The following is an 18,020-nucleotide window of genomic DNA, read 5'->3' as shown; positions in this document are numbered from 1 at the left end:
TAATGAAATACAACTATGTATTGTTTGATGCAGACGAAACCTTATTTAGGTTTGATATTTTAGCGGGCATGACTCGCATGTTTAAAGCTTACAACGTAGATTTTAGCCAAGACGACTATATTCATTATCAAAAAACCAATAAGCAGCTGTGGGTTGATTATCAAAATGGCACTATTAGCGCAGATTACTTACAAGTAGCACGCTTTAATGAATGGGCTTCAAAACTCAATGTGCCCGCAAAAGAGCTAAACGATGCTTTTTTAGATGCTATGGCGCAAATTTGCGAGCCATTACCTGGTGCTATTGAGCTTTTAAATAAACTTAAGCCAAATGCTCGATTAGGTATTATTACTAACGGATTTGCCCGCTTACAAACCGTACGCCTTGAGCATACTGGCTTAAAAGATATGTTTGAATGGTTAGTAATATCTGAACTTGTGGGTATAGCAAAACCAAATAAAGCGATTTTTGAGCACACATTTGAGCTAATGGGTAACCCAGATAAAAGCGAGATACTTATGGTGGGTGATACTGCTGCAAGTGACATACTTGGCGGCAACAATGCAGGTATTGATACTTGCTGGTTACAACACCCTGGTGAGCAATTAGCCGATGGAATAAAACCAACCTATACAGTAACTCATTTAAATCAGTTACAAGCTCTTTTAGAGTTATAATAGGGTAAATTTTACGCAAAAAAAATGACGCTTATTAGCGTCATTTTTTATAACTGTTTGTGAGCTGTTCTTTTACTGCTTTTAGGCTGGAGCTAACTCAAGACCGGGTGCAGGCATCGTCACAGGCATTTCAAATGTTGCCCACTCCCATGCTGACTCTGTAGCCATAATTTTACGTAGTAATTTATTATTTAAATCATGACCCGATTTAAATGCAGTTACTTTACCCAAAAGATTATGACCTGTCATAAACATGTCACCAACACAGTCTAATATCTTGTGCTTAACAAACTCATCGCTATAACGTAAGCCATTAGGATTTAAAACTTTGAATTCATCAAGTACCACAGCACTATCCATGCTACCACCTAGCGCTAGGTTGTTTGCATGCATGTATTCAATATCTTTCATAAATCCAAAAGTACGCGCACGGCTAATTTCTTCAATAAAGCTTTGCGTTGTTATATCCAACCCAATACGTTGGCGACTTTCATTGATAGCTGGGTGATCGAAGGCAATTTCGAAATCGATGTGGAATCCGTCGTAAGGTTCTACTTCGGCCCATTTATCACCTTCTTCAATACGTACTTTTTCTTTAATACGGATAAAGCGTTTAGCAACGTTTTGTTCTTCAATTCCGCCTTTTTGTAACAGATATATGAATGGTAATGCACTACCATCCATAATCGGCACTTCTGAGCTGTCCAATTCTACAATTAGATTATCAATGCCCATTGCAGCAACAGCTGCAATAAGATGCTCAGTAGTTGATAAGCGAACACCATCTTTGTTAATTAAACAGGTACACAATTGCGTATCACCAACGGCTTCAGGTGTTGTTTCAAAATCAACAACCGGATCAAGGTCGACACGACGAAATACAATCCCAGTATTTGCGCTCGCAGGTCGGAGAGTTATTGTGACCTTCTCACCTTTATGAAGTCCAATTCCTATGGCTTTGACTACTTGTGCAATCGTACGCTGTTTAATCATAGGTATGCTCACTTTTAAATCAGTTACAGTTAGACGGCGGAGTTTAACATAAATCCTTTTGCCTTTCAATATTTGTACATATTTCAAACAAAAGTATTATTAAATGTTAATCTGCCTGCTTACGTAAAAAAGCGGGAATATCAAAATAATCACCACCTTCTGATTTATCTGCTTTTTTACTATTTTGCGCTGAAGAACTTGAACTACTTGAACTCGTTGAAGGCGCTTTCTCTTTACTTTGCGCTTGCTCTTTAGTCGTGTTTTCTTCAGCGTTTGTATCTTGGCTTGCAAAGCTTGGCACGTACATGCTGCTCGTTTGGTTTGATGTGCTTGCAACATCAGAACCTGATGCTTTTTTAAAGCCGTTATCAACAATACCAAACTGTGGACGGCGATCGCCGCCTAAACCAGTTGCAACAACCGTTACACGTAGCTCATCAGTCATCTCTGGGTCGATTACCGCACCAACAACAACCGTTGCGTTTTCTGACGCAAGTGCTTTAACGTGATTACCAACAATTTCAAATTCTTCAATCGCAATGTCCATACCAGCGGTAATATTAACTAAGATACCTTTAGCACCTGTTAAATCAACGTCTTCTAGTAGTGGGCTTGAGATAGCGGCTTCTGCAGCTTCTTGTGCACGATCAGGACCTGACGCAGACGCTGTTCCCATCATTGCAGTACCCATTGCAGACATTACTGTTCTAACATCGGCGAAATCCACGTTAATTAAACCAGAACGTGTAATTAGCTCTGCTATACCTTGTACCGCACCAAATAATACGTCATTAGCTTTAGCGAAGGCATCTAGAAGTGTAGTCCCTTTCCCTAAAACTTTAAGCAATTTATTGTTAGGAATTGTAATAAGTGAATCTACAATTTCTGACAATTCATTAATGCCTTGTTCAGCGGCTGCTGCACGTTTTTTACCTTCAAAATCAAAAGGACGTGTTACAACTGCAACGGTTAAAATACCGAGTTCTTTAGCAATTTTAGCAACTACCGGTGCAGCACCAGTACCTGTACCACCGCCCATACCGGCTGCAATAAATACCATATCGGCGCCTTCAAGGCTGGCACGAATTGTATCTGCATCTTCTTCAGCCGACTTACGGCCTACTTCAGGGTTTGCGCCCGCACCTAACCCAGAGGTTATTTGCGTGCCTAGCTGAACTGTAATATCGGCAGCAGAGTTACGTAATGCTTGCGCATCCGTATTAGCGGCTATAAAACGTACGCCTTCTATTTGTTGTTTTACCATGTGCTCAACAGCGTTACCGCCACCACCGCCCACGCCGATTACTTTTATTACAGCTTCTTCGCTGTGTTGTTCCATTATATCAAACATGTTTACTCTCCGACTTGAGTCTTAAAACTCGCCTTGGAACCATTTAGTAATGCGGTTCCACCAATTATTGTTATCCTCTGCTTTCGACTTTTGTGCATTCATCGATTGCATGGTACGCCCGTATTGTAACAAACCAACAGCGGTTGCGTACGAAGGATCATCTACATAGTCTGTCAAACCAACCATCCCGATTGGTTTGCCTATTCTTACTGGCATTTGGAAGATGTCTTCTGCCACTTCCATAGCGCCAGTCATTTTAGCGGTTCCGCCTGTTATAACGAGACCTGCCGCAATTTGGTCTTCTAAGCCTGAACGACGAATTTCTTCCATCGCAAGCTCAAATAATTCTCTAAAACGAGGCTCTACCACCTCAGATAATGTATGGCGCGACATTAATCTTGCTGGTCGTCCGCCTACACTTGGTACTTCAATTGTGTCTTCGCTACTTGCCATTTGGCTACTAGCACATGCGTATTGTACTTTGAGTGACTCGGCATGTGATATAGGTGTGCGAAATATTTTTGCAATATCACCAGTAACTTGGTTACCCGCCACTGGAATAACCGCGGAGTGACGAAGTGCACCATTGATATAAATGGTGATATCCATAGTACCGCCACCAATATCAAGTACTGCAACACCTAGCTCTTTTTCGTCATCTGTTAGTACAGAATAGCAAGACGCAAGGGCAGTAAAGATAAGTTGATCGACTTCAAGACCACAGCGTTCTACACATTTTTCGATATTTTTTGCCATGTCGTTTGAGCACGTAATGATATGTGCACGCGCTTCCATACGAACGCCGCTCATGCCTAGTGGGTTTTTAATGCCCTCTTGCATATCGATGCTGTATTCTTGCGGCAATGCATGTAGCATTTTACGCTCTGCTGAAATAGGCACAGAACGCGCAATATGTATTACATTTTCAATGTCTTCATCGGTTACTTCGGTGTTATTAATAGCCACAACACCACTTTCGTTTTGACACTGTATATGTTTGCCAGAAATACCCAAATACACAGAGCTTATACGACAATCAGCCATTAACTCGGCCTCGTCTATTGCTCGTCGAATAGACTCAGACACTAAGTTTAAATCGTTAACGCCGCCTTTATCCATACCATGAGATACTTGGCTGCCCACACCAACAATGCTGAGCTTGTTATCTGCGGTGATTTCACCTACCGTGGCAACCACTTTCGAGGTGCCAACGTCTAATCCTATTACTAGGTTTCTTTCTGCTGACTTAGTCATGCCTTACTCTTATTTTGTAATTGTTCTTCTTGCATTGGCTTAAAGCTTACTGCAAGGCCGGTATCATACCGTAAATCGATTGTATCTACTTGTGCATCTGCACGTTGTTCCATTCGTGGATAAACGTCTATAAAACGTTGTACACGCTTGGCTTTATCTTTACGCCCTAAATTTAAGCGAATTCCGTTATCTAGCCAAAGTTGCCACGAAAAACGCTCCGATAATGCCAAACTTGTTAATGTTAAACCATTAACTCTGAGCATTTCATCAAATTGCTTAAAAGCAACCCACGCCTCTTCTTCGCTACCTTCTGGGCCATATAACTGCGGTAAGTTATCATCTAACTTATCGCTGCTGGCTTGAAATGCTTGGCCACTTTGGTTGAGCAACAAGTCGCTATTCCAGTGAGCAACTACTTCATGTTCAACTACATACACCTGTATAGTATCAGGCCATTGTTTACGTACCGAAGCGGTAGCAACCCAAGGCAAGTCTTGAACTAGCTGCTGCACGTGCTTAACATCAAGTTCAAAAAAACTACTTAAATCGGCTTTTTTAATTGCCGCTGTTATTGCTTTTTCATCGGTGTACTTAGGGTACCCCAGCACCGTTAAATGCTTAATTTGTGCATCTTTATTTTCAACTAACCAATGCGAAACCCCACTGGTTATTTCAATTAACCCTATCACCACGGCTAGAAAAAAACTCACTCCAAAAATCAGCGACCAGTTAAGTTGCTGTTTTAGTTGCTGCGCTTTCTCTAAAAAGGGATGCATATTAAAGGGTTTGCTCCAAAATGCGAACAACTAATTGTTCAAAAGTTGCCCCGTTCGCTTTTGCAGCCATCGGTACTAGTGACTTTTCAGTCATGCCTGGTACTGTATTTACTTCAAGCAGGTAAAAATTCCCTTGCTCGTCTTGCATAGCATCAACACGACCCCAACCACTTGCACCCACTAAATCAAACGCATCTAGCGATATGGCTTGTAAGTACTTAGTATCTTGCTCTGATAAATCTGCAGGGCAATGATACTGGGTTGTATTTGATTGATACTTAGCTTGGTAATCGTAAAAGCCATTAGGTGTCGTCATCTCAATGACTGGTTGTACATCGTCGCCAAGCACTGTGATTGTAAACTCACGACCAGTGATCCACTGCTCTACAAGTACTTGGTTATCAAACTTAAATGCATTAGCTAGTGCATCTTCAAGCTCTTGTGTTGTACTTGCTTGCGCCATACCTATGCTTGAACCTTCATGCGATGGCTTAACCATGACCTTTTTAAATTCATCCATAATGGCTGCAGCATCAAAGCCTTTTTTAGCATCAACTACGGTATAAGGTGCAGTGCTTAAACCCGCTGATTTAAATAAGTGCTTACAACGTACTTTATCCATAGCAAGTGCTGAACCTAGTACATTACTGCCCGTGTAAGGCAAGTCCATAAATTCAAGTGCTCCCTGCACTGTGCCGTCTTCGCCACCACGGCCATGCAAAGCGATAAAAACGCGATCTACATTTAATTCTTTTAACTCCCACAAAGAACGACTTTGTGGGTCAAATGCAATTGCATCAATACCACTATTTTGCAGCGCATTTAAAACAGCCTGACCCGATCGTAAAGACACTTCACGCTCTGCTGAGTTACCACCTAGCAGTACCGCTACTTTACCAAATTGTGTGTTTACCTGAGTCATACTTCACCTTGCTTAAGTTTTTCTATCGACATACCCGTTGCAACTAATGTTTTAACTAACTGACCTATATTACCAGCGCCTTGGGTTAATACTAAATCATTGTTTTGTAAATTTGCGGCCAAAACACCTGCAAGCTCAGCATTTGTTGCTACGTGTAGCGGCTCTTTGCCACGTTGACGAAGGCTACGACATAAGCTTTTGCTGTCGGCCCCTACAATAGGATCTTCACCAGCGCTATACACATCAAGCAATAGCAACTGATCTACATCAGCAAGTACTTTTACAAAATCTTCGTATAAGTCGCGTGTACGCGTATAACGGTGCGGCTGATACACCATCACTAAACGCTTATCAGGCCAGCCTTCTCGTGCTGCAGTGATAGTAGCAGCCACTTCTGATGGGTGATGGCCATAGTCATCAACAAGCATCACGCTGCCGCGTTCATTTTCAAATTCACCGTAGTGCTGAAAACGACGGCCAATACCTTCAAAAGTATCTAAAGCCGCTAAAATTGCATGATTCGCAATATTTTGATCTTTAGCCACGGCAATCGCTGCGGTTGCATTAAGGGCATTATGTTTACCCGGCATATTCAGCTTGGCGGTTAAACTCTCACCTTGTTTATTAGTCACCGTAAATTGGCATGTGTTCGCTGTTTGGCTAAAGTCACTCATTCGGTAATCAGCCTCGTGTGACTCACCGTAAGTGATCACTGGACGACCAAAACGGGGGATCAATTCAGCAGCAACGTCTGAATCAATGCACACCACCGCTAACCCGTAAAAAGGCAGGTTATGAATGAATTCAACATAAGTATCTTTCATTTTTTCTAAACTACCGCCGTAGGTTTCCATGTGATCTTCTTCAATATTAGTGATCACCGAAACCATAGGCTGTAAATGCAAAAATGAGGCATCGCTTTCATCTGCTTCGGCGATTAAAAAGTCACTTTTACCTACCTTAGCATTGCTGCCAGCACTGTTAAGCAAACCACCAATAATAAAAGTTGGATCGAGCCCGGCTTGTGCATAAATGCTCGCAATTAAGCTGGTTGTGGTCGTTTTACCATGGGTGCCCGCAATGGCGATACCGTGGCGAAAGCGCATCAGTTCAGCTAACATTTCTGCTCGACGAACCACCGGAATACGCGCAGCTTGCGCGGCTTGAATTTCAGGATTTGTTTTATCTATTGCACTTGAAACCACCACCACATTGGCGTCTTTTACGTTATTTTCATGATGGCCAATAAATACTTCAGCACCGGCTTTAATTAAACGCTCAGTCATTGCGCTGTGAGCTATATCTGAACCGGTAATACGGTAACCTTCAAAAGCAAGTACTTCTGCAATGCCGCCCATGCCTGCACCGCCTATTCCTACAAAGTGAATAGTTTCAATGCGGCGCATCGCTGGGCGTGTATATTTTTCTTTTGCTAATGTCTGTTTCACTTATGTTCTCTTATTTGTTACTTGCTCACAGTGCATCGCTACGCTTGCTGTGGCATCTAAAATAGCCTGCTGTTTTGCTTTGCCAGCCATTTTAGTTATTAATAAAGGTTCGGCTAAATAGGGGCTTAAAAGTTCAACAATACTGCGCTTATTAAATTGCCCCTGTGGCATTAATAACGCCCCCTCTGCCATTACTAAATACTGTGCATTGGCTGTTTGATGATCATCAACCGCGTGTGGAAACGGCACAAATACCGCCATTTTACCCGCTGCGGCAATTTCACTTACCGTAAGCGCACCCGCACGACAAATCACAATATCTGCCCAGCTATAAGCAGTATCCATATCATCAATAAATTCAGCAACGGTCACTTGCTCATTGCCCATTTGTTGCTGCTGGTAACTTTCACTTACACTAGCAAGGTGCCCTTTACCGGTTTGATGCCAAATATTAATAGCACTGGTGTCATTTAAGCGCTTAAATGCTTCAGGTAGTATTTGGTTGAGCACTTGCGCACCTAACGAACCACCCACCACTAAAATATTTATAGGGCTGGTTACTTCGCGCTCAGTAATATCAATCACGCTCTGGCGTACAGGATTACCCACCAGCTCTGATTTGCCATTGGCAAAAGCACTGGGGAAAGCCGCTAACACGCGATTAGCACATTTAGCCAACCACCTATTACTCATGCCTGCTACGGCATTTTGTTCGTGAATCACCAAAGGAATACCCAGACTTTTTGCCGCAATACCTGTTGGGCCAGTTACATACCCCCCCATTGCTAAAACGACGTCAGGGCGTTGTTGTTTTAATACCTTACGCGCTTGCAATATTGCATTAATAACCATGAATGGCGCTTTAATAAGGCGTTTTAAACCATTCCCTCGCACGCCTTTTACATCAATAAAATCAATTTCTATGTTGTGCTTGGGCACGACACTGGCTTCCATTCTATCTGGGGTGCCTATCCAGCTAACTTGCCAACCTTGCTGTTTGAGATAATCAGCAACGGCAATCCCTGGAAAAATATGTCCACCTGTGCCCCCTGCTACAACGACTATTTTTTTACTCATCGCTTAGCTCCACCTGACGTGGCTTGTTTCGTTGCCATCTTGGTCTCAAAATCTACACGTAATAAAATACCGGTTGCTATGGTCATCATTAATAAACTTGAGCCACCATAAGAAATAAACGGCAAGGTTAATCCTTTGGTTGGTAAAATACCGGCACTGGCGCCCACATTCACCATAGTTTGAAACGCAAACCAAATACCAATTGCTAAGGCTAAGTAGCCTTCATATTCTTTGCCGTTTTTAAGCGCGTTTTGGCCAATGAGTAAAGCTCTAAATACTAAAGTACCCAGTACCATTAAAATGCTCAGCACCCCCATAAAACCTAACTCTTCAGCAATAACAGCAAAAATAAAGTCGGTGTGCGCTTCTGGTAAATATTGTAATTTTTGTACGCTGTTTCCTAGGCCTTGGCCAAACCAATCACCTTGGCTGTAAGCCATTAGTGATTGCACTAATTGATAGCCTTTGCCAAAAGGGTCATCCCAAGGTTCTAAAAAGCCAACCACACGGGCCATACGATATGGCTCTAACACAATAAGCCCAACCACTAGCGCAATACCGGTTAAAATAAGTGCAAAAAACTGCCAAAGCTTGGCACCGGCTAAAAACAACAAACCAACCGTAGTAACAAACATCACCACCACAGTCCCTAAATCGGGCTGCATTAAAATAAGTGCTGCATAAACTGCAAATACCGCTATGGGTTTAGCAAAGCCTTTTATGTTTTCTTGAACTTCATTGCGCTTACGTACTAAGTAGCCTGCGATATAACTAAAGAAGAACAACTTAGCGAGCTCCGAGGCTTGAATATTAAACGGTCCTACGGGTATCCAGCGGGTCGAACCATTGACTTCACGTCCTACAATAAGTACCACTAATAACAGTACTAAACCGATTAGTAATAAATAGGGGTTAGCTTTTTTCCACCACGACATAGGTACTTGAGTACTAATGCAAAATAAACAAAACGATAGCCCTAAAAAAATGCCATGGCGGATAGTAAAATGATAAATATTACCAAACAGTCTATCGGCTGTCGGCATTGAGGCACTGGTTACCATCACAAAGCCCACACCAATCAGCATTAGCATGCAATAAAGCAGTGGCACATCATAAAGCTGCGCTGAAGGTTTAGGGGTGAGAGCCTCTTTAATATCCGCAAAAGCAATCATGACTGCCCCTGCAATACACATTGCACAAAATCATCGCCGCGTTGCATATAATTGTTATACATATCAATGCTGGCACAGGCAGGTGCGAGTAAAACGGTATCGCCCGATTTACTTAATTGCTTTGCAAGCGCCACAGCCTCAGACATATTATTGGTTAAATGACCTTTAGCACTCAGTGCCACTAAATCTTTGGCATCTTTACCAAAACAAATCAGCGCTTTTACATGCTTTTCAATATAAGGCTTTAACACCTCTAAATCAGCACCTTTAGCATCACCACCAGCAATCACCACTAGGTTTTCGTGCTTACCCGCTAAACTATCTATTGCCGCCACTGTTGCGCCTACGTTGGTGGCTTTAGAGTCGTTAAAGTATTTAACGCCATTAAACTCACCCACAAACTGACAACGGTGCGCTAAGCCATTAAATTGAGCTAATGCGGTTTTGTAGTGCGCCTTAGTAATTGCAAATGGGCTGAGTAATGCCATCACTGCCAACGTATTTAAATAGTTATGCTTACCCACAACGGCTAAAGCACTTACTGGTAAATAAGCTTCGTCCTTTACCATAAAGTGCGCTTCGTTATTGTGCTGTGCTAAGTGGTAATTGCCTTGTGTTTCACCAAAACTCAGTTGTGGTGCTAACGTGCGACTCACAGGGTGTGTTTGCTTATCGTCAGCATTAATCACTAAGTGTTCAGCACCGTTATAAATACTTAATTTTGAATCTATATAGGCTTGGTAACTATCATAACGATCGAGATGATCTTCTGAAATATTAAGCACGGTTGCACTGGTGGTTTTTAGGCTGCGTGTGGTATCAAGCTGAAAACTCGATAGCTCCAATACAAATACATCAAAGTCACCATCAAGCAAATCCAGTACCGCTGTGCCAATGTTGCCACCGAGTGCCACCTTATAACCTGCGGTTTTTAATACTTCGTAGGCAAGTGTTACTACGGTTGATTTACCATTAGAGCCGGTTACAGCAACGACTGGTTTGCTATTAATGCGGGCAAATAGCTCAACATCACCAATCACTTCTACACCGGCATTCATTGCCTTCGCAACCGCTGGTGTTTTTAAGCTTAGCCCGGGACTAATAATAATCATATCGCAAGCACTGAGCGCCGCATTTTCTAGGTCACCAAAGTGCGTTTTTAATTGAGGTGCGTGCTGATTGAGCCAATCAACACCTGGCGGATTCTCTCTGCTATCGACCACATAAGGCTGTATTGATTGAGATAATAAAAAACGCACAATGCCCAGACCGGTTACACCGAGTCCGAGCACTGTTATGTGTTTATTTTTTATCTCGTTTAAATACTGCATTTATCGGATCTTTAATGTCGCAAGGCCAGCGAGTACCAGCACAATAGAAATTATCCAAAAGCGCACAATAACGCGTGGCTCCGGCCAACCTTTAAGTTCGTAATGGTGATGAATAGGCGCCATTCTAAAAATGCGTTGCCCACGTAATTTGTAAGAGCCAACTTGTAAAATTACCGATAGCGCTTCCATTACAAACACGCCCCCCATAATAATCAGTAACAGCTCTTGGCGAACAAGTACGGCAATAATCCCCAATGCACCACCCAGTGCTAATGAGCCTACATCGCCCATAAATACTTGCGCCGGATACGTGTTAAACCATAAAAAACCTAACCCAGCCCCTACAATAGCGGTACATACCACAACCAACTCACTCGCCAGTGGTAGATGCGGAATATGCAAATAAGCCGAAAAATTAATATTACCCGTTAAGTAAGCAATAATGGCCAGTGCTGCAGCCACTAAAATAGTAGGTACAATGGCTAAACCGTCTAGACCGTCGGTTAAATTAACCGCGTTTGACGTGCCCACCAACGCAAAGTAGGTGATCACGATATAAAACAGCCCCAGCTGTGGCAGTACATCTTTAAAAAATGGCACTACCAGTGACGTTTCAGTTGCTTGTGTGCTGCTCATGTAAAGCGCAGTGGCTACAACCAGTGCAATTACCGATTGCCAAAAGTATTTCCACTTTGCAATAAGTCCTTTTGGATCTTTACGGATCACCTTACGGTAATCATCAATAAAGCCCACAATACCTAATGAGCCAATTACAAATAAAGTGGCCCATACGTATTTATTAGACAAGTCTGCCCATAATAATGTGCTGGTAAAAATAGCCCCTAAAATAAGTAAGCCACCCATGGTCGGCGTACCCGATTTAGATAGGTGCGATTGCGGACCATCATCACGTACTGTTTGTCCTATTTGCATGCGTTGCAGCGCACGAATTAACTTAGGACCAAAATACAACGACATCATCAATGCGGTTAAAATACCTAAAATGGCACGCAGGGTTAAATACGAAAAAACATTAAAGCCACTATAATATTGAGTTAAATACTCAGCCAGCCAAACTAACATGATGATACTCCATTGATGGCTTGTTGCTGGCCATTAACTAAATCGGTTACTAAAAGCTCCATGCGAGAACTGCGTGATCCTTTCACGACAAGGGTAATTTTTTTATCTACTTTGCTAATGCTGTTTTGAATTTGCTGCAGCATTTGCTCACGATTAGAGAAATGGCGATTTGGCAGCCCAAATACATCACTGGCACATTTACTTAATACTCCGAGTGTAAATAACTCATCAATGCCTTGCGCTAATGCGTATTCACCGACTTCTTGATGATATTTACGGGCATCTTCGCCAAGTTCACCCATATCACCGAGTGCCAAAATACGATGACCTTGAATATCACTAAGTAAATCAATCGCAGCTTTCACCGACTTTACGTTAGCATTGTATGTATCATCGATAATGGTGAGTGAATCACTGGCTTCAATTAGGTTAACCCGTCCTTTAACTTCACCCATGGTAGCTAACGCGCTGGCAATGTCCTCAAGTGACACGTCAAACTCACTGGTTAACGCCGCAGCAATAAGCGCGTTACTAATATTGTGTTTACCTGGCAGTGCTAACTTAACCGGCACACTGTGTTGCTTGGTGCACAAAGTAAAGCTTGCGCGAGCTTGTGCATCTAGGCTGATGTCTTCAGCCCAAATATCGAGCTTTTCACTACTCGAAAAACATTTAATATTGCGCGTTGCTAACTTATCAAGCCAATATTGACTAAAGTCACTATCGCAATTGACGATGGCGATGCCATCCTCTTTTAATCCGTCGTAAATTTCACCTTTTGCTTGTGCCACACCTTGCAGGCTACCAAAGCCTTCCAAGTGGGCAGCAGCAACATTACATACCACAGCTACATCCGGTTTGGTCATCGCGGTGGTGTACGCAATTTCACCTATGTGGTTAGCGCCTAATTCAATAACCGCAAAGCGATGTTGTGGCTCTAATCTGAGTAAAGTTAACGGTACGCCAATGTCGTTGTTAAAATTACCTTTAGTGGCTAATACATCCCCTTTACTTGATAAAATAGCGGCACACATTTCTTTAACTGTGGTTTTACCTACACTGCCAGTAATAGCGATAGTTTTAGGTGCAACTTGCGCCATCACTGCTGTACCAATTGTGCCTAATGCAATACGGGTATCGGCAACTACAAATTGAGCAATATCGGTATCAACAGCGTGATCGACAATCACGCCTATAGCGCCTTTTTGTTTTGCTTGTTCAATAAATTTATGGCCATCAAAATTTGGGCCCTTAAGCGCCAAAAACACTTCACCATCACATAAAGTACGGGTATCGGTGTTTATATTTATCACCTTGCGATTATCACCTTGATAATCGGTTGCTAGCACATTAGCTAGCCAATCAAAATCCATCGGGATCATGCTTGAGACCCTCTTACTGCTTTTTTTAATTGTTGTTGTACAAATTGGCGGTCACAAAAATCGATGCGTGTATCGCCTATAATTTGATAGTCTTCATGCCCTTTACCGGCAATTAAAATAACCTCACCGGCTTTTGCGTTATCTATAGCAAATTGTATCGCGGCACCGCGATCGGCCTCTAAATGAACGTTTTCTGGATGCTCTAATCCCGCAGCTACATCATTAATAATGTCATTAGGGTCTTCAGAGCGTGGGTTATCACTGGTAATGATCACTTTGTCTGCAAACTGCTCAGCAGCTTGTGCCATTAGTACACGCTTTCCTTTATCTCTGTCGCCGCCACAACCAAACACACAACTAACTCCACCTGGTACATGTTGCTGCAGCGCTTGTAACGCTAAAGCCAACGCATCTGGCGTATGCGCGTAATCAACAACGCAAGTAGGCATACTTGGCGCTGTAAATGCTTGCATCCTGCCGGCTACCGGCTGTAAATACTCACATCCTGCTACTAACTGTGTTAATGGATAGCCTAGCGCTAATAGCGTTGCTAACGCAGCCGTTAGATTATAAAGGTTAAATTCACCAAACAGCGGTGATTTTATGGCAACATCACCCCAGCTAGTAGTTAATTGCGCCGAAATACCGGTTGCTGAATACTGAACATCTGAAAAATACACAAACTGTGCATTTTTAGGGGCTAAGTTTTTACGGCCATAACAAATAAGACTATTAAAGCTGTATTTTTCAATCCATTGCTCTGCTTGTCCGTCATCCTGATTAAGAATGACATGATCAGCATCAAAATCACGAAACAGCATTAATTTAGCATCACCATAGCTTTGCATATTGCCATGGTAATCTAAGTGATCGCGCGACAAGTTAGTAAACACTGCGGCTTTAAAATAGCATTGATCAACACGGTGCTGTACCAAACCATGCGATGACACTTCCATAGCAACCAATTGGTGTTGCTCATTTTTTAAGTCGCTTAAAATACGCTGTAAATCGACTGCCGAAGGCGTAGTATTTTGCAGTGGTGTTAAATTATCTGGATGGCCGTAACCTAAGGTACCAATAATAGCGGCTTGGGTATGACAAAATTGCGCTAAATGAGCAATCATTGCTGTGGTAGTCGATTTACCATTGGTGCCCGTTACGCCAACTAAATCTAAGTGCTTGCTCGGTTGTTGGTAAAATTGACTCGCCAATACAGGCAGTTTCTTATTCAACTCTGAGACTAAATAAAGCGGCTCAAAATCACTTTCAAATTCACACAGTCTGTCGGCAATAATTGCACTGGCACCATTTTCAATTGCTTTACTAATAAAGTGCCCACCATCTAACTGGTGCCCTTTTATCGCCACAAACACATCACCTGGTTTTACATCGCGGCTATCTAAACGCAGCTCGTTTACCATTAAACGTGCTGCATCTATTTCTAAATGTTTTAAAATTGTGTGTAAATCACGCACCATCATCTTTGCCCTTCACGTATGCCACCGAGTCTTTGTCTGGGGCAACGTTTAAAATTCTTAATGAATTAGAGATTATTTCTGCAAACGCTGGACCTGCTGTTGCGCCGCCATAATAAACATCTCCACCGGGCTCGTTGATTAATACCACAACGGCTAATCGCGGGTTACTCGCAGGGGCAATGCCCGCAAAATAACCTACATATTCGTCACCATAGCCCCCTGCGGCGGCTTTTTTAGAGGTGCCTGTTTTACCAGCAGCGCGGTAACCATCCACTTTAACGCGGCGTGCGGTACCGCCTTCTTCAAATACGCTTTCCATCATATGGACAACGGCTTCAACATCTTCTTGTTGAAAGACACGCTCACCTTCAGGTATAGAATCTTGCTTTAGTACAGTAAGCGGACGATTAACCCCGCCTGCCCCTAACATGGCGTAAAAACGTGCCATTTGCGCGGTACTCACGGCAATATTGTAACCAAACGAGAGCGCTGCAATTTCGTGATCTGACCAACGGCGATTAGGGTAAAATAAGCCACTACTTTCGCCTACCATGCCAGTACCACTATCACTGCCAAACCCCACTTTTTGATACAGGCCCACAAAGTACTCTTTGGGTACTGTTTGGCTTATTTTGGTTACTCCCATATTACTGGAGTATTTTAAAATTTCGCGCAGCGTCATTTCGCCATGATTACGGGTATCTTGTACTAAGCTGCCCCCTAAGCGCATCCAGCCTGGGTAGGTATCAACTTTATCATCCGGTTGGATTGTGCCGTAGTCTAATCCAGCTAAAATGGCTAGAGGCTTAACAGTTGAGCCGGGTTCAAACAAATCGGTAATAGCGCGGTTACGACGTTTATGAGGAGCCGCCCCGCTTAAGTTGTTAGGATTAAATGATGGGCTATTGACCATGGCCAAGACTTCACCGGTTTTAACATCTACTACCATGGCAGAACCTGAGGTCGCTTTATAAGTTAATACCGCTGATTTAACTGCTTTATAGGCAATGGCTTGAATTCGCTGATCAATACTTAGCTGAATGCTTTCAGGCTCTACTCGCTCGCGTTCATCAAGCACTTCAACTTCACGCCCTTGCGCATCTTTGCGAATGGTACGGCGACCTTCTTCACCGGTTAACGCGTTTTCATAAAGCTTTTCTATGCCCTCAATGCCTTTACCATCAATATTGGTAAACCCAATAACATGTGCGCTTACTTCACCAGCAGGGTAATAACGTTTTGATTCATCCAATAAATGAATACCAGGTAGGCGTAAATCACCGATGTAATTAGCCACAGCGGGAGTCACTTGGCGTTTTAAATACACAAAGCGACGAGTAGGATCATCAAGTAATCGCGTGTTAATTTTACTAGGCTCAATGCGTAACACATCAGCCAATTCACGCCAGCGTAAATCATTTTTATAATACAGGGCGGTACGCTTATTTAACTCAGCAACATTTTCACGAAGCGTTTGCTGATCTTCACCGTTTTTGCGTGCTTGCCTAAGTACTTTACTAACCAGTGATTTATGCAGGGCTTTAGGATCCGCATACACGCTTACCACAGGCACACTAACGGCAAGCTCTTTACCGTTACGATCGAAAATCATCCCGCGTTGCACATGCAGTTTTTCAATCCGTACCGTACGTTTATCGCTTTCAGAGCGCGCTTTATCAGGTTCAATTACTTGCAAGTACGCAGCACGCGATACCAAGGTCACAAACACTAAAAAAATCACCGCGCACACTAAAATAAAGCGCCATGCTATTAGGTTATTGACTGGTTTTTTGCCTCGCATTCTCATTGTAATATAATTACCTGCTCATCTTGGCTGGTTGGCCGCTTCATTTCGAGTTGTGACGTTGCCACTTCTTCAATGCGCGCATGTTGTGAATAAAACTCTTCTTCCACTAAAAAATAACGCCATTCTAAATCCAATTCGTCACGCTCTTGGAGCAACGAATCTTGCTCAATTAATTGCGCTCGAGAGAGATGAGTTACTTGCACCACACTCAAGCTTGATGCGAATATCACAACCAACAAGGCCAAGGTGATCTTGTTCGCACCTAGGCCTTTAATTATTTCAAGAAATAAATTGGGTTGGCGATAGCTCGCTTTTTTACTCATCCCAACCTCTGTGCGATCCTTAGCACTGAGCTGCGAGAGCGTGGATTACGCGCCACTTCATCAGCACTTGGTTTAATAGCTTTACCCACTGCTTTTAACGTCAGATTTTTATTTATTTGTGCGTCGGTTAAAGGCAGACCTCTGGGTATCGCTTCTCCCTTACTCTGTTTTTTAATAAATTGTTTAACAATGCGATCTTCTAAAGAATGAAACGAAATAACCACTAAGCGACCACCCGGCTTAAGAACTTTAATCGCCGCTTGTAATGCCGTTTGAATTTCCTCTAATTCGCTATTGATATAAATACGAATAGCCTGGAAAGTCCGCGTTGCAGGGTGTTTAAACTTATCTTTCACCGGTACGGCTTCATCGACTAAATCAGCGAGCTGCTTAGTGGTAGTAATTGGCGTGTGTTCACGCACTTCTAAAATTTTGTGCGCAATGCGCTTACCAAATTTTTCTTCACCTAGCTTTTTGATCACATGAGTAATGTCATCTAATTCAGCCTCAGCTAACCACTGCGCTGCGCTGCGACCTGTACTTGGATCCATTCTCATATCGAGCGGACCATCTTTCATAAAGCTAAAGCCACGCGCTGCGTCATCTAGCTGCGGCGACGACACACCAATATCAAGTAAAATGCCATCAACCTGACCAATAAGATCGTTTTGCTCAGCTACCTCGTATAACTTTGAAAAACGAGAATGAGCAATTGAAAAACGTGGATCATCAGCAAACTTTTCAGCAGACTTTATCGCTTGTGGATCTTGGTCAATGGCCTGCAAACGACCGCTTTCACCTAAGCGCGCTAATATTTGCCCTGAATGTCCGCCACGTCCAAAGGTACCATCCATGTATATGCCGTCTGGCTTAATTGCAAGTGCATCTATGGTTTCGTCCATTAATACGGATACGTGTTCAAATTGCGCTGTCATTAGCTGTTATT

16 protein-coding genes are annotated in these 18,020 nt (G+C 42.8%); 1 reads left to right on the top strand and 15 read right to left on the bottom strand.

What is annotated here, in order from left to right; translation table 11 throughout:
* Positions 1-2: 2 nt before the first annotated feature.
* Positions 3-677: a pyrimidine 5'-nucleotidase gene (yjjG, locus tag PISS_RS02710; RefSeq protein ID WP_058154157.1), complete on the top strand. Its 675-nt coding sequence runs from the start codon at positions 3-5 to the stop codon at positions 675-677.
* Between the two features lie 81 nt (positions 678-758).
* Here the strand turns inward: yjjG and lpxC are convergent, their stop codons facing one another.
* The 15 genes from lpxC to rsmH form a co-directional block, all read right to left on the bottom strand.
* Entirely contained in the window at positions 759-1,670 is a 912-nt protein-coding gene (gene lpxC, locus PISS_RS02705; protein ID WP_058154156.1) for a UDP-3-O-acyl-N-acetylglucosamine deacetylase, read from the bottom strand.
* A gap of 106 nt (positions 1,671-1,776) precedes the next feature.
* Complete coding sequence (gene ftsZ / locus PISS_RS02700; protein ID WP_058154155.1) at positions 1,777-3,021, bottom strand: cell division protein FtsZ; 1,245 nt, start codon at positions 3,019-3,021, stop codon at positions 1,777-1,779.
* A gap of 21 nt (positions 3,022-3,042) precedes the next feature.
* Positions 3,043-4,275, bottom strand: coding sequence for a cell division protein FtsA (ftsA, locus tag PISS_RS02695; protein WP_007582937.1), 1,233 nt, complete (start codon positions 4,273-4,275; stop codon positions 3,043-3,045).
* On the bottom strand, positions 4,272-5,051 hold the full coding sequence (locus PISS_RS02690) for a cell division protein FtsQ/DivIB (RefSeq protein WP_058154154.1): 780 nt from the start codon (positions 5,049-5,051) through the stop codon (positions 4,272-4,274). The genes ftsA and PISS_RS02690 overlap by 4 nt, the downstream gene beginning before the upstream one ends.
* A 1-nt stretch (position 5,052) precedes the next feature.
* Positions 5,053-5,973 (bottom strand): D-alanine--D-alanine ligase, encoded by a 921-nt coding sequence (locus tag PISS_RS02685; RefSeq protein ID WP_058154153.1) that lies wholly within the window; start codon positions 5,971-5,973, stop codon positions 5,053-5,055.
* Positions 5,970-7,379, bottom strand: coding sequence for a UDP-N-acetylmuramate--L-alanine ligase (gene murC / locus PISS_RS02680; RefSeq protein WP_232311356.1), 1,410 nt, complete (start codon positions 7,377-7,379; stop codon positions 5,970-5,972). Before murC ends, PISS_RS02685 begins: the two co-directional genes overlap by 4 nt.
* 42 nt (positions 7,380-7,421) lie before the next feature.
* Positions 7,422-8,498, bottom strand: coding sequence for an undecaprenyldiphospho-muramoylpentapeptide beta-N-acetylglucosaminyltransferase (gene murG / locus PISS_RS02675; protein ID WP_058154151.1), 1,077 nt, complete (start codon positions 8,496-8,498; stop codon positions 7,422-7,424).
* The gene (gene ftsW / locus PISS_RS02670) at positions 8,495-9,670 is read right to left on the bottom strand and encodes a cell division protein FtsW (protein ID WP_008465286.1); all 1,176 of its coding nucleotides are present in this window, start codon (positions 9,668-9,670) and stop codon (positions 8,495-8,497) included. Before ftsW ends, murG begins: the two co-directional genes overlap by 4 nt.
* Positions 9,667-11,001, bottom strand: coding sequence for a UDP-N-acetylmuramoyl-L-alanine--D-glutamate ligase (murD, locus tag PISS_RS02665; RefSeq protein WP_058154150.1), 1,335 nt, complete (start codon positions 10,999-11,001; stop codon positions 9,667-9,669). Before murD ends, ftsW begins: the two co-directional genes overlap by 4 nt.
* On the bottom strand, positions 11,002-12,084 hold the full coding sequence (gene mraY / locus PISS_RS02660) for a phospho-N-acetylmuramoyl-pentapeptide-transferase (protein WP_008110692.1): 1,083 nt from the start codon (positions 12,082-12,084) through the stop codon (positions 11,002-11,004).
* The gene (locus PISS_RS02655) at positions 12,078-13,466 is read right to left on the bottom strand and encodes a UDP-N-acetylmuramoyl-tripeptide--D-alanyl-D-alanine ligase (RefSeq protein WP_008110694.1); all 1,389 of its coding nucleotides are present in this window, start codon (positions 13,464-13,466) and stop codon (positions 12,078-12,080) included. Before PISS_RS02655 ends, mraY begins: the two co-directional genes overlap by 7 nt.
* Positions 13,463-14,941 (bottom strand): UDP-N-acetylmuramoyl-L-alanyl-D-glutamate--2,6-diaminopimelate ligase, encoded by a 1,479-nt coding sequence (murE, locus tag PISS_RS02650; protein ID WP_058155454.1) that lies wholly within the window; start codon positions 14,939-14,941, stop codon positions 13,463-13,465. Before murE ends, PISS_RS02655 begins: the two co-directional genes overlap by 4 nt.
* Positions 14,934-16,751, bottom strand: a complete 1,818-nt coding sequence (locus PISS_RS02645; RefSeq protein WP_013464053.1) for a peptidoglycan glycosyltransferase FtsI — start codon at positions 16,749-16,751, stop codon at positions 14,934-14,936. Before PISS_RS02645 ends, murE begins: the two co-directional genes overlap by 8 nt.
* A complete protein-coding gene (gene ftsL, locus PISS_RS02640) occupies positions 16,748-17,074 on the bottom strand; it encodes a cell division protein FtsL (protein WP_008110697.1) in 327 nt (108 codons plus the stop codon). Before ftsL ends, PISS_RS02645 begins: the two co-directional genes overlap by 4 nt.
* Positions 17,071-18,009 carry a 16S rRNA (cytosine(1402)-N(4))-methyltransferase RsmH gene (rsmH, locus tag PISS_RS02635; RefSeq protein ID WP_008110698.1) on the bottom strand — a complete coding sequence of 313 codons (939 nt, stop codon included), beginning with the start codon at positions 18,007-18,009 and terminating at the stop codon, positions 17,071-17,073. The genes ftsL and rsmH overlap by 4 nt, the downstream gene beginning before the upstream one ends.
* Positions 18,010-18,020 lie beyond the last annotated feature (11 nt).

Origin of the sequence: Pseudoalteromonas issachenkonii (genome assembly GCF_002310795.1) — a bacterium.
Taxonomy (GTDB): domain Bacteria; phylum Pseudomonadota; class Gammaproteobacteria; order Enterobacterales; family Alteromonadaceae; genus Pseudoalteromonas; species Pseudoalteromonas tetraodonis.
This window is presented reverse-complemented; position numbering and strand designations above follow the sequence as displayed.

Excerpts from the sequence above, each read along its gene's own strand:
- mraY (WP_008110692.1), bottom strand. The coding sequence starts at position 12,084 with ATGTTAGTTTGGCTGGCTGAGTATTTAACTCAATATTATAGTGGCTTT.
- PISS_RS02655 (WP_008110694.1), bottom strand. The coding sequence starts at position 13,466 with ATGATCCCGATGGATTTTGATTGGCTAGCTAATGTGCTAGCAACCGAT.
- PISS_RS02645 (WP_013464053.1), bottom strand. The coding sequence starts at position 16,751 with ATGAGAATGCGAGGCAAAAAACCAGTCAATAACCTAATAGCATGGCGC.
- PISS_RS02685 (WP_058154153.1), bottom strand. The coding sequence starts at position 5,973 with ATGACTCAGGTAAACACACAATTTGGTAAAGTAGCGGTACTGCTAGGT.
- yjjG (WP_058154157.1), top strand. The coding sequence starts at position 3 with ATGAAATACAACTATGTATTGTTTGATGCAGACGAAACCTTATTTAGG.
- murD (WP_058154150.1), bottom strand. The coding sequence starts at position 11,001 with ATGCAGTATTTAAACGAGATAAAAAATAAACACATAACAGTGCTCGGA.
- rsmH (WP_008110698.1), bottom strand. The coding sequence starts at position 18,009 with ATGACAGCGCAATTTGAACACGTATCCGTATTAATGGACGAAACCATA.
- lpxC (WP_058154156.1), bottom strand. The coding sequence starts at position 1,670 with ATGATTAAACAGCGTACGATTGCACAAGTAGTCAAAGCCATAGGAATT.
- ftsZ (WP_058154155.1), bottom strand. The coding sequence starts at position 3,021 with ATGTTTGATATAATGGAACAACACAGCGAAGAAGCTGTAATAAAAGTA.
- murG (WP_058154151.1), bottom strand. The coding sequence starts at position 8,498 with ATGAGTAAAAAAATAGTCGTTGTAGCAGGGGGCACAGGTGGACATATT.
- murC (WP_232311356.1), bottom strand. The coding sequence starts at position 7,379 with ATGCGCCGCATTGAAACTATTCACTTTGTAGGAATAGGCGGTGCAGGC.
- ftsW (WP_008465286.1), bottom strand. The coding sequence starts at position 9,670 with ATGATTGCTTTTGCGGATATTAAAGAGGCTCTCACCCCTAAACCTTCA.
- PISS_RS02690 (WP_058154154.1), bottom strand. The coding sequence starts at position 5,051 with ATGCATCCCTTTTTAGAGAAAGCGCAGCAACTAAAACAGCAACTTAAC.
- ftsL (WP_008110697.1), bottom strand. The coding sequence starts at position 17,074 with ATGAGTAAAAAAGCGAGCTATCGCCAACCCAATTTATTTCTTGAAATA.
- ftsA (WP_007582937.1), bottom strand. The coding sequence starts at position 4,275 with ATGACTAAGTCAGCAGAAAGAAACCTAGTAATAGGATTAGACGTTGGC.